The organism is Marinobacterium sp. xm-a-127, assembly GCF_013283425.1.
Lineage (GTDB): Bacteria > Pseudomonadota > Gammaproteobacteria > Pseudomonadales > Balneatricaceae > Marinobacterium_E.
Genome location: NZ_WBYH01000004.1, coordinates 23572 through 35598, shown reverse-complemented (window position 1 = coordinate 35598; position 12027 = coordinate 23572). Strand labels below are relative to the sequence as shown.

Here is a 12027-nt window from a genome sequence, read left to right as displayed (position 1 = left end):
CGGTGGAGTACTTTTGTCGTTGCGGTGGTGATTTTACATCACCCCATTCTGCTAGTTGCTAAATAACAGTATGAACAAGAGTGCATTACAAGACATACAGCAAGCATTGAACGCCATACGCAGCGAAATTGAACGTGTAGACGACGAGACAAAGTGGGCAGCACTTGAGTTGATGCTAGGTACAAGCAGCAGTGTTGTAGCACTTGCAAAGAAGATGGCAAAACCAGAAACAAAGACTGTTACACGTTCTGTAGCTGTTCCAAAGACAAAGATAGTCAAGCAAGAACCACAGCAGCAGACGACGCCAAAAGACACAGAACGAACAGACTTTACGCCTATTCGTCCACAACCACCGTTACCAAATCAACAAGACGACAGAGACAAACGTTAAGAAACCAGTCAAAAGTGCATGGTTTTTAGCTGTTTGACTGTATGGTTGACACAATGACTGACTGGCATAGTGAGACGCTGTGCAAATACTCTCACCTTAAATTCACTGCACTACAGCAAGCGTAGAAAAAACGTGCTGTTCATCCCCTTAACAAATCTATAATATAAGACTGACACATAACCAACGGAGGTGTGAGATGAAATCTTATGACGAGTTAAAAGCTGAAATGGAAGCAATTCAGCAGCAAATGGTTGAAGCAAAGAAGAACGAACGTGCTAACGCACTGAAGGAAGTAAAGCGTCTTTGCAAAGAGTTTGGATTTACTGCTGGCATGTTGAAAGGCTCGTTAGCTGAAGGCAGAAAAGCTAAAGACAAGTAACCTTTACTTTATCGCCTAAACTTCACTTAAAGGATTGTTAACTTGAAATATCGCGCTGAAATTGACGGCTTGCGAGCACTTGCTGTTGTCCCAGTTATTCTATTCCACGCTGGATTTGAATTGTTTAGTGGGGGGTTTGTTGGCGTAGATGTATTCTTTGTAATCAGTGGCTACTTGATTACAACAATCCTTATTGAAGACATAGAGAACAAGCGTTTTAGTATCGTTAACTTCTACGAAAGACGTGCAAGACGAATACTTCCAGCACTTTTTTTTGTAATGCTTGTGTGCATACCTTTTGCTTGGGTGTGGATGTTACCAAGCCAAATGAAAGACTTTTCACAAAGTCTTATCGCCGTAAGTTTGTTTGCATCAAACATCTTGTTTTGGCGAGAGAGTGGATACTTTGCAGCAGCAGCAGAAGAAAAACCTTTACTGCATACATGGAGTCTCGCTGTTTAAGAACAGTACTATGTAATATTTCCTATTTTCTTAATTTTAGCTTGGCGCTTTGGTAAGAACAGAGTGTTTTGGATGATTGTAGTGATGGCTGCAATCAGTTTACTTCTAAGTGAGTGGGGTTGGCGCAACAAAGCTACGGCGAACTTTTATCTAGCGCCGACACGTGCTTGGGAGTTGTTCGCTGGCTCAATAGCTGCGTTTGTTGTTCAAAAGAAAGGTGTTCAAAAAAATAATCCCTTAGCTCTTGTTGGTTTAGCAGCAATCTTGTTTTCAATTTTCTTCTACGATGAGGCTACGCCCTTTCCTAGCGTGTATGCATTAGTGCCAGTACTTGGCGTGGCACTGATAATTTTATACGCAGAGAAAGAAACAATCGTTGCGAAGTTACTTAGCACTAAAGGTTTGGTTGGAATTGGTTTAATTAGTTACTCAGCTTACCTTTGGCATCAGCCATTATTTGCCTTCGCACGAATCCGTTCGTTTGAGCATCCTTCATTGCTACTTATGTCACATTTAAGTTTAACTTCTCTAGTACTCGCGTACTTCAGTTGGAGGTACGTTGAAAAGCCTTTTAGAAACAGAAATCTGGCAAGCCCCTAGTATTGTAGACACCTGTTAGCGTTAGAATAACGCCTAACAAGAGGTGATCATCCATGAGTGCAAAACGTTACACCGAAGAGTTCAAGATCGAAGCGACCAAACAGGTCACTGAGCGCAATTACAAACTTAGTGAAGTTGCTAGTCGACTTGGAGTTTCAGAACCTGCATTACGCAATTGGGTCAAGAAATATGGGTCGTCGAGCTCACAACATCATACGATCAATGATCAACAAGAAGAGCTTAGGAAGCTCAAAGCCGAGCTAAGACGAGTCACTGAAGAGAGAGATATCTTAAAGGAGGCCGCCGCGTTCTTTGCAGCCGAGTCAAGGAAAGATACGCGTTCATAAAATCACGACTCAAGAAGTTCTCTGTTTCAGCGATGTGTCGCGTGCTTAAAGTAAATCGCAGTGGTTTCTACGCCTGGCTTAAGCAGCCTGAATCTCAGCGTGCTAAAGAGGATAAGAGGCTTCTGCAAAAGATTAAGCAGTTCTGGGCGGAGAGTGGCTTTTCTTATGGCTATAGAAACATCACTAAAGATCTAAAGGACGATCGCGAAAGCGTTGGGAAGAACAGAGTTCATCGGATCATGCGTCAGAACGATATTCGCTCACAACGAGGTTACAAGAAGCACAGAGGCTTTAGCGGCGGTGACTTGAGTCTCGTAGTTCCGAACACCCTTGCGCGCGAGTTCGAAGTGGACGCCCCTGACAAGGCATGGGTCACTGATTTTACCTATATCAGAACACATGAAGGCTGGCTGTATCTGGCGATTGTGTTAGATCTATTTAACCGACAAGTCATCGGATGGAGCATGAAGAACAATCCGCGCGCAGAGTTGGTCATTGATGCTCTGATGATGGCTATATGGCGCAGGCAACCAGCAGAAAATGTCCTTATTCACTCAGACCAAGGTGTTCAATATACAAGTAGCGACTGGCGGACGTTTTTAAAAGATCACAAGCTTGAAGCTAGCATGAGCCGACGTGGTAACTGTCACGATAATGCGGTTGCAGAGAGCTTTTTCTCTAATCTGAAAAGTGAAAGGATCAAACGGAAAATCTATCATACTCGCAACGATGCGAGAGCTGATATTTTTAATTACATTGAGCTGTTCTATAACCCAAAACGTCGCCACGGGAACAACGATGGGCTATCTCCAGTTCAGTATGAAAAACGGTATTTAGAAAAGCTAGCGGTTGTCTAGGAAACTAGGGGCTTGCCAGGATGCTGTTTGTAAATACTTTGAATTTCTTGTTCTATTTGGGCAACTAACATATTCAAGCTCATAGCTATGTTCTCCATCCTTTATCGCGATACAACAATCATAATTCTATATGAATGAGATTTGAACAAAATTCGGATGACACCCCTAAGGCTCTGAAAGCACAATGCTTTTAGCTAATAAGGAGGCTGTTATGACTGTACTTGATACACTGAATTTCGTTGCTTTTAATCCACTTCAAAACAACAACCCTATCGCTGTTCGTCGTCGCAAGCTGATTGCAAAGATTGATGAACAAATCCAACTTGCAGCAAATAAAGACTACACACCTACGCAACACAAGTGGGTTACTGACGAACATGGCAACCAACGCAAAGTTGAAGTTGCTAAACGTGTTAAGCGTTGGTGGACTGCTAGTGTTGATAGAAAGATAAATCTTGTAGTGCGCTATGGCAGTAAGCCTTTAGAGTTTGCAAAAGGTAAGAATGCAATCGAACTAGCTGCTGAAGCAGAGGTTGCAGATGTGCTAGCTAAGGTTCGTGAAGCTGCAGAAAATGGTGAGTTAGACACTCTTATTGAACAACAAGCGCAGTTTGGCAGACGAGTGACACAAAAGAACAAGTGAACAGAAAGAACAGAAGAACGTGTTTGGTTAAAGCACGTTCTTCGTCTTACAATGTGCAACAAGGGATTGCGTAAACTATTGAATTGCAATAGTTGCACAAGCGCAAATAAAACGTGCAAAGTAGTGGTGGAGTTACACATTACTTACACGCTAACTATTATGAGGTAGTAAATGATTGATATTAAACAGGAAATTATTAACGTTACTACTGAGTGGGAATAATCGATGTTTCTTCTAAGTTCAGGTGTTTTTCTTTGGTCGCTTGCACACCTTCTTAAGCGAATAGCACCCGCTTTTAGAGCCTCTTTAGGCAATCTCGGAAAAGGCTTGGTCGCTGTTGCGATTCTGATCTCAGTGTTAATGATGGTGTTTGGTTATCAGCAAGTTGAGACGACTCACTATTGGGGTCGTAATCCAGCGATGGTGGGAATCAATAACCTGTTGATGCTGCTGGCTGTCTACCTAATGGTCGTTTCAGTCGTTAAAAGTGCCTTGGCAAATCGTGTGCGCCATCTGCAACTGAGCGCAGTTAAAGCCTGGGCAATTGCGCACTTGATGGTTAATGGTGACAGTGCGTCGTTTGTTCTGTTTGGTGGCCTGCTTGCTTGGGCCGTGATCAGCGTGATACTGATTAATAAAGCGGGTAAGCATGAGCTAGAAAAGCGACCAACCAGTCTTGTTCGTGAGTTGATTGCCGCCATCGTCACGGCTGTTCTATTTGGCGCTATTGCCATGGCTCATATGAAACTGGGCTACCCAGTATTTGGTTAATCTTTACTGAAGGTTTAGGGATGAATCATTTGAAGCTGTTATTAATGAGTTATCTGTTGATAATGGTTTCTATGCTGCTTCAGTTTCAGTTCATTTGGCCTGCAGAGGCGGTGCTTTTGTCAAACTGGTCAGAAGGCCCCGCCAGTCTTCTATTTCTTCCACATGGGGTGAAGGCGCTGTTAATTGTCCTTTTGGGGCCAGTCGTTTCGATCGCCATTGCGTTTGCTCATCTATCGACTGATCTGCTTGTTGGAGTTGAAGGAGAGCGGTTGTTGTTCTCTTTTTCGGTCAGCACACTGGTTTTGCTCATTCCAATGTTGATGTTTAACTATGTATCGCAACGCCCTCTGTTGTCTGGAGTGTTAGGCTCTGACAAAGGTTTGGTCTCTTATGCACAAGTCTCCCGTTTAGTATTTTCTGTTGCATTGATTGCTGCACTCATGAATGCTCTGCTGAACGCGGCTTGGTACAGTGAATCGGGTGTCTCTCTGCTGGCATTTCGTTACCTCTTAGGTGATATTCTGGGTGTGTTAACCACTCTTGTTTTGTGGTTGATTGGGTCTAAGTGGTTGCTTAAAGGGCGTTAAGAAGGGGGCTGTTTTGCTACAAATCATACTGTTTGTTCTGCTAGCTCTCTCCCTAACGGTTCAATACGAAGTGGTCTTTCCTCTAGAGGCTTACCTTCTGCCTGCCTCAGGGGCCAGTGTTCTCTATCTGCCTCATGGTCTAAAAGCGATTGCGGTTGTGTTGGCCGGTTACAGAGCGTTATTGCCGATTTTTTCTGCTCATCTGTTGGCTTACATCATTTGGTCTGTTCCCACGCCTTCGATTGTACTGGATGCAGCTGTTAGCACCTTGGTAATGTTTATTCCTCTGGTGGTCTGGAACTTTAACCGTATGTCCCCGCTATTCTCAGCCATACCTATTGTAGATGAGAGCAAAGTGGCACTGTTTCGGTTGGTGATGGCCGTCTCGTTTGTTGCTTCTCTCTTTAATGCGCTGCTGCACACTCTTATATTTACCGAAGAGTCTACAGGTTGGCTCTCCTTTAGGTTTATCGTTGGCGACTTGTTGGGGACTGTGGCTATTCTCTCGCTACTATTATTGTTTAAGTCGACTCTGGTGAATCGACTTAAAACAGATACCTGACCATCTGGTCAGACCAGTTTTTTTAATTTTTTTAGCTGTATTGTCACCCGTCTTATTAAGTCTGCTACAATAGATATAAGCGACTAAAGTTCGCAATAATTATAAGGAAGTATCCATGAGCACTTTGAAATTTTACCTAGGGTTAATCAAGTTAATTGATTCAACCTCAAAAGAGCTGGGGTTAGATTCGTTGACCGACTCTGATCGTCAGGTGTTGAACATGCTTTGGGAAGTGGCTGATCAGAACACCGCTAAGGCATCATTGAGCTATGATGTGTTTGCAGATTCAGCCCTTGCAAAAGGGATTAAGGTGTCTCGTTCGCAGTTCTTTAAGTCACTTAAGAAACTTGAAGATGTTAAACTGATCAAGCGAGTAGAGGGGCCTCGTAGCTCCACTTACCAGTTGAAAGCTGAGTAATTACTACTCAACCCAAACATACATAAAAGCTGCATACTGTGCGGCTTTTTTGTTTTTTGGGGGCGGGTTACCATAGGTTTTTAAAACTTAGGACGTAATGTGGACGATCAGTATTGGATGAGGAAGGCGCTTGAGCTAGCGGCGCAGGCGGGTGAGCACAACGAAGTGCCTGTGGGCGCAATAGTTGTCCTTGATGATCAAGTCATCGGTTGTGGCTTTAACCGTCCGATCAGCGGCTGTGATCCATCAGCACATGCAGAGATCCAAGCGCTCAGGGATGCCGCTAATCGTCTTGAGAACTATCGCCTAGTTGATGCAACACTCTATGTCACGATCGAACCCTGTTCTATGTGTGCTGGGGCTATTGTGCACTCACGAATTAAACGATTGGTGTACGGTGCATTGGAGCCCAAGGCGGGAGTGGCGACCAGCCAAACTCACTTTTTTGATCAGCCTTGGCTTAATCACAGAGTCGAAGTACAAGGTGGGGTGTTGGCTGATGAGTGTTCATCAATGATCAGTGACTTCTTTGCTCGTCGCAGAGAGGAGAAGCGACAAGCTAAGCTGGATAGCTATGATGAGACTTCTAATCCAGAGGCTCAAGCTTAATAGTGCGGTTTTGGTTCAAGCGCCTGAACGGTTCAATGATCTGCGTATATTTTTGAATGTTATTTACATAGGTAACGGGCTCGCTGCCTCGAGCTTCACCGTGACGGGTGTTGGCTGCAATCTCTGGATCTTCAAGCAGTGGTAAAAACTGCGCTACATCTTCCCATTTGTCAGCATTCTTGCCGCCACGTTGAGTCAGAATGCGGGCGTCTTCTAGGTGCCCAAAGCCGACATTATATCCAGCCATCGCTAACCAAAGTCGTTCCGGCTCTGGGATTCGATCAGGAATTTTCTCTTCCATTTTTCGAAGGTATTTTGCACCCCCAAGAATGCTCTCTTGAGGGTCTGTTCTATCGTCCACTCCCACCTCTTCAGCAGTCGCTTGCGTCAGCATCATGATGCCGCGAACCCCTGTGTTTGAGACAGCGTCCTCATCCCAGTGTGACTCTTGGTAGCCCACAGCGGCCAGGATGTGATGGTCAATTTCGACAAGTGCTCCAGCTTTAATGAAGAAGGGGTTTAATGGTTCGTAGCGCTCTTCTAACGCTAAGCGAAAGGCGTGAGTCTCGACAAAATTAAGTGGATTCTTGGGGGGGTATGAATCTCGATTAAGCTGGCCAATCAGAGCATCGGTTGCGGGTCTGTCTTGCCAATCTTTAACTGCCAAATTTAAGGTTTGATCCTCGCTCTTGAGTGAGTACCAAACGGCAGGTGTGTCAGTTTCAAGCTCAAAGGCTATGGCGAGTTCAGGATGATAACTCTTTACTCGGCTAAAAAGATCAGATGGAACAATGGCGAAGCTTGCCTCCCTGTTCTGTAGCAGGGTCATTAGATCTAAATGATTCAACTCTTCAAGCAGTTCAACCTCAACGCTAGGATTGATGCTCAGCAACTGGAGTGCTTCTGCGCTGCCGTCCAGTACAAGTATCTCACCCTCTTTGATATCAGAGAGTGATTTGGGAGGCTTAAACCCTTGAGTTTCTCTATATATGACCAGTGATCGACTCCCCCTATAACTGGGGTGAGCGTAGTACATTGATTCTCGTGAAGGGGCTAGGTGTAAATTAGCCGCTGCAATATCGACTCGCCGATCACGCAGTGCCTGAAATGCATGCTGGTGATCTTTTGCAATGATGAATTCGATTCCGACCCCTAAATAGTCGGCAAAATTAGTCGCCAGTTGATACTCGAAGCCGGTGCGGTTTCCGTCAATATCGAGAGTGGCTAGAGGCGCAGCAAGCGATACAACGCGAAGGTAGCCTCTATCTTGGATCTGTTCGATGAGAGGCTTACGATTGACGCTGGACAAGACAATCCAGACCGCTAGAAACAGTATGCCGGCGGTGTAGATATACGGTCTTAATCTTGGTGCTTGTCGAAGGATAAACATTCGTAATGATTAGCTGCTAGCTCTCCCTAATTGCGTCAGTTTGCGCTAAAATTGCACGTTTTCCAACGCCTGATTCGCAGGATCACCAAGAGGCCTCTGAAACCATGCTCGTTTTGCGCGGAGCTCCAGCTCTTTCTGCCTTCCGTCACGCTAAGCTTTTTAACGCTGTTAGCCAAAAAGTTCCGTCAGTTACCGGACTTTATGCGGAGTTTGTTCACTTTGCCGATATGAACTCTGAGTTGAGTTCTGAGAAACACTTAATTCTTGAGCGTATCTTACGATATGGGCCAAAAGCGGATCAGCAAGATCCCAAAGGCAAACTTATTCTGGTTGTTCCTCGTCCAGGTACTATTTCACCTTGGTCTTCTAAAGCGACTGATATCGTGCACAACTGTGGTTTGGATGCGATCGATCGTATTGAGCGTGGTACAGCGTTTTACGTCGAGAGTGCTTCAGAGCTCAGCGAGCAAGAGTTGAGCGATGCTCAAGCCGTGCTTCATGATCGCATGGTTGAAGCGGTCATGAGTGATCTTGAGCAAGCAAACGCGTTATTTAGACATGAGCAACCACGTGAAATGGGTCGTGTTGATATCCTAGGGGGTGGTCGTGAAGCGCTGGCTACCGCTAACCAAACCTTAGGTCTGGCACTGGCTGAAGATGAGATCGATTACCTTGTCGATAGCTTCAAAGAGCTAGGTCGTAACCCAGCTGACGTAGAGTTAATGATGTTTGCACAGGCGAACTCAGAGCACTGTCGTCACAAGATCTTCAATGCCTCTTGGGATATCGATGGAGAAGCGCAGCAGAAATCTCTGTTCGGTATGATCAAGAACACCAATGAGTTAGGCGGTGAAAAAGTACTGTCTGCGTATAAAGATAACGCAGCCGTAATCGAAGGTTGGCAGGCACCGCGTTTCTACCCGAACTCTGAGTCTCAACAGTACGGCTACAATGATGAGCCTGTACACATCCTGATGAAGGTTGAGACCCATAACCACCCAACGGCGATTGCCCCTTTCTCGGGTTCTGCAACGGGATCTGGCGGTGAAATTCGCGACGAGGGCGCCACAGGTCGTGGTGCTAAACCTAAAGCAGGTTTAACCGGCTTTACTGTCTCTGATCTAAACATTCCTGGTTTTGAACAGCCTTGGGAATCGACATACGGTAAGCCTGAACGCATTGTGTCGCCACTCGATATCATGATCGAAGGTCCGATTGGCGGTGCAGCGTTCAACAACGAATTTGGTCGTCCAAACCTGAACGGTTATTTCCGTACCTTTGAACAGTCGGTACCGGGCGCAAACGGTGAAGAGGTGCGTGGATACCACAAACCGATCATGCTAGCCGGTGGTATGGGTAATATCCGTGCTGACCACGTTGAAAAAGGTGAGATCGAGGTCGGTTCTAAATTGATCTGCCTAGGTGGGCCTGCAATGTTGATCGGTCTGGGCGGTGGCGCTGCCTCATCAATGAGTTCAGGCAGTTCATCAGCCGATCTTGATTTTGCGTCTGTACAACGTGGTAACCCAGAGATGGAGCGTCGCTGTCAGGAGGTTATTGACCGCTGTTGGCAGCTAGGTGAAGCCAACCCAATCGAGTTTATCCACGATGTAGGGGCGGGTGGTCTTTCGAACGCATTCCCAGAGTTGGTAAAAGACGGTGGCCGTGGTGGTTACTTCCAGTTACGTAACGTCAACAACGATGAGCCCGGAATGGCACCGCTGGAGATCTGGTGTAACGAAGCGCAAGAGCGTTACGTGATGTCGGTTAAACCGGCCGATCTGCCCCGTTTTGAAGAGATCTGTCAGCGTGAACGTTGTCCTTATGCTGTCGTTGGTGAAGCGACAGAAGATCACCACCTCACTCTGAACGACACACACTTTGAAAACAAACCGGTGGATCTACCGATGAGCGTGCTCTTTGGTAAACCACCTAAAATGCACCGTTCGGTCACTCGTGCACAGTACGAAGTGCCTGCATTTGATAGCAGCAACATTAAACTGGCTGAAGCGATTGAGCGTGTACTCAAGCTGCCAGCGGTTGCTTCTAAATCTTTCTTGATCACCATTGGTGACCGCTCGATTACTGGTCAAGTTGTTCGTGACCAGATGGTCGGTCCTTGGCAGGTACCCGTTGCTGACTGTGCAGTAACCTCGACCGGTTTTGTCGGATACACCGGTGAAGCAATGGCGATGGGTGAGCGTACACCTCTAGCTGTTGTTGATGGCCCAGCGTCCGGCCGTATGGCGATTGGTGAGACACTCACCAACCTTGCGGGCACTCCAATTGAAGCTATAAGTGATGTAAAACTGTCAGCCAACTGGATGTGTGCTGCAGGTCACCCAGGTGAAGATGAGAAACTGTACGATACCGTTCGTGCGGTAGGTATGGAGTTGTGTCCTGAACTGGGTATTACGATTCCTGTGGGTAAAGACTCTATGTCGATGCGCACTGTATGGCAGGATGCTGATGAGCAGAAGTCTGTAACATCGCCACTCTCATTAGTGATTTCTGGCTTTGCACCCGTCTCTGACGTTCGCCGTGTACTGACTCCTGAGCTTCGCACCGATCAAGGCGAAACGGATTTGATCTTGTTAGATCTAGGGCAGGGTAAAAACCGCTTGGGCCTATCAGCGCTGGCGCAGGTGTTTAACGAAGTAGGCGCTGATGTTCCAGATCTTGATGATGCGGATCAGTTCGCGACCTTCTTTGCCGCCATTCAAGGTCTGAATGAGCAGGGACTTCTGTTGGCCTACCACGACCGTTCAGACGGTGGTCTCTTTGCGACCATCGCAGAGATGGCATTTGCCGGTCGCACAGGTGTTGACCTGAGTTTAGATCTCCTTGCGTCTGATGAGTCTGAAATTGCAGCAGCGCTGTTCGCGGAAGAGCTAGGTGCGGTTGTTCAGGTTAAGCGTGAAGATACTGAGCAGGTTCTGACTGAGTTGAATGCAGCCGGTATCGGCGATATCGCATCAGTGGTCGGTGCTTTGAACCCAGATGATCTGCTGAACATCAGCTTCGATGATGAAGAGGTTTACTCTGAGAGCCGAGTAACGCTGCAGCGTTGGTGGGCAGAGACCTCTTACCAGGTGCAATCGCTGCGTGATAACTCAGACTGTGCTAAGCAAGAGTTTGATGCGCTGTTGGATGCTGAAGATCCTGGTCTGAATGCTGATCTTTCGTTCGATGTGAATGAAGATATCGCGGCACCCTTTATCTCTACTGGCGTTCGTCCCGAGATGGCCGTTCTGCGTGAGCAGGGCGTTAATGGTCAGATTGAGATGGCTGCCGCGTTTGATCGTGCCGGCTTCAATACGGTTGATGTCCACATGAGTGACATCCTCGCTGGTCGTATTGAGTTGGATCGCTTCAAAGGTTTGGTGGCTTGTGGTGGTTTCTCTTACGGTGACGTACTGGGAGCAGGTGAAGGTTGGGCGAAATCGGTTCTGTTTAATGACCGTGCGCGTGATCAATTCAGTGCCTTCTTCGAGCGCCAAGACAGCTTCGCACTGGGTGTCTGTAACGGTTGTCAGATGCTCTCTAATCTACACGAACTGATTCCAGGTGCTGAGCTGTGGCCACACTTTGTGCGCAATGAGTCTGAGCAGTTTGAAGCTCGTGTGGCGATGGTTGAAGTGCAGAAATCGAACTCACTGTTCCTAGCGGGTATGGAAGGTTCGCGTATGCCAATCGCTGTTGCACATGGCGAAGGTCGCGCTGAATTTGCCGATGCGTCGCATCTGGCTAATCTAAGTGGTTCAGGTACCGTGGCGTTGCGTTATGTGAATAACCGCGGTGATGTGACACAGAACTACCCAGCGAACCCGAACGGTTCGCCAGAGGGTATTACCGGTGTTACCTCTGCCGACGGTCGTGTCACCATCATGATGCCTCACCCAGAGCGAGTGTTCCGTGCCGTACAGAACTCTTGGGCTCCAGATCAGTGGAGTGAAGATGGTGCATGGATGCGTATGTTCCGTAATGCACGTAAGTGGGTTGGCTAGGCTG

Annotated in this window: 13 protein-coding genes; 12 read left to right on the top strand and 1 reads right to left on the bottom strand. The window is 46.8% G+C overall.

The window, feature by feature from the left end:
• The first annotated feature begins 70 nt into the window (after window positions 1-70).
• From XMA127_RS08005 to tadA, 11 genes are all read left to right on the top strand, one after another.
• The gene (locus XMA127_RS08005; protein ID WP_173499114.1) at window positions 71-391 is read left to right on the top strand and encodes a hypothetical protein; all 321 of its coding nucleotides are present in this window, start codon (window positions 71-73) and stop codon (window positions 389-391) included.
• A gap of 196 nt (window positions 392-587) precedes the next feature.
• A complete protein-coding gene (locus XMA127_RS08000) occupies window positions 588-770 on the top strand; it encodes an H-NS family nucleoid-associated regulatory protein (RefSeq protein WP_008517902.1) in 183 nt (60 codons plus the stop codon).
• Between the two features lie 42 nt (window positions 771-812).
• Complete coding sequence (locus XMA127_RS11770) at window positions 813-1232, top strand: acyltransferase (protein ID WP_217362071.1); 420 nt, start codon at window positions 813-815, stop codon at window positions 1230-1232.
• A 72-nt stretch (window positions 1233-1304) separates the two neighbouring features.
• Window positions 1305-1832, top strand: coding sequence for an acyltransferase (locus tag XMA127_RS11765; RefSeq protein WP_217362070.1), 528 nt, complete (start codon window positions 1305-1307; stop codon window positions 1830-1832).
• A 53-nt stretch (window positions 1833-1885) separates the two neighbouring features.
• Window positions 1886-3036 (top strand): IS3 family transposase gene (locus XMA127_RS07990; protein WP_173499113.1). Its coding sequence is split into 2 segments (ribosomal slippage): window positions 1886-2120 and window positions 2120-3036, totalling 1152 coding nucleotides; the frame shifts between segments, so codons are not numbered across the junction.
• A gap of 184 nt (window positions 3037-3220) precedes the next feature.
• Window positions 3221-3679 carry a DUF6641 family protein gene (locus tag XMA127_RS07985; RefSeq protein WP_371731523.1) on the top strand — a complete coding sequence of 153 codons (459 nt, stop codon included), beginning with the start codon at window positions 3221-3223 and terminating at the stop codon, window positions 3677-3679.
• A gap of 225 nt (window positions 3680-3904) precedes the next feature.
• Window positions 3905-4450, top strand: coding sequence for an NnrU family protein (locus tag XMA127_RS07980; protein ID WP_173499111.1), 546 nt, complete (start codon window positions 3905-3907; stop codon window positions 4448-4450).
• A gap of 20 nt (window positions 4451-4470) precedes the next feature.
• Window positions 4471-5037: a hypothetical protein gene (locus tag XMA127_RS07975; RefSeq protein WP_173499110.1), complete on the top strand. Its 567-nt coding sequence runs from the start codon at window positions 4471-4473 to the stop codon at window positions 5035-5037.
• Between the two features lie 13 nt (window positions 5038-5050).
• Window positions 5051-5599 (top strand): hypothetical protein, encoded by a 549-nt coding sequence (locus XMA127_RS07970; protein ID WP_173499109.1) that lies wholly within the window; start codon window positions 5051-5053, stop codon window positions 5597-5599.
• Window positions 5600-5714: 115 nt separating this feature from the next.
• Window positions 5715-6017: a hypothetical protein gene (locus tag XMA127_RS07965; protein ID WP_173499108.1), complete on the top strand. Its 303-nt coding sequence runs from the start codon at window positions 5715-5717 to the stop codon at window positions 6015-6017.
• Window positions 6018-6116: 99 nt separating this feature from the next.
• On the top strand, window positions 6117-6626 hold the full coding sequence (tadA, locus tag XMA127_RS07960) for a tRNA adenosine(34) deaminase TadA (protein ID WP_173499107.1): 510 nt from the start codon (window positions 6117-6119) through the stop codon (window positions 6624-6626).
• Here tadA and mltF read toward each other — a convergent pair.
• Window positions 6604-8016, bottom strand: a complete 1413-nt coding sequence (mltF, locus tag XMA127_RS07955) for a membrane-bound lytic murein transglycosylase MltF (RefSeq protein WP_173499106.1) — start codon at window positions 8014-8016, stop codon at window positions 6604-6606. The two genes, tadA and mltF, sit on opposite strands and share 23 nt — an antisense overlap.
• A gap of 104 nt (window positions 8017-8120) precedes the next feature.
• Here mltF and purL point away from each other — a divergent pair, with 104 nt between their 5' ends.
• Window positions 8121-12023, top strand: a complete 3903-nt coding sequence (gene purL / locus XMA127_RS07950) for a phosphoribosylformylglycinamidine synthase (RefSeq protein ID WP_173499105.1) — start codon at window positions 8121-8123, stop codon at window positions 12021-12023.
• Window positions 12024-12027: the final 4 nt, after the last annotated feature.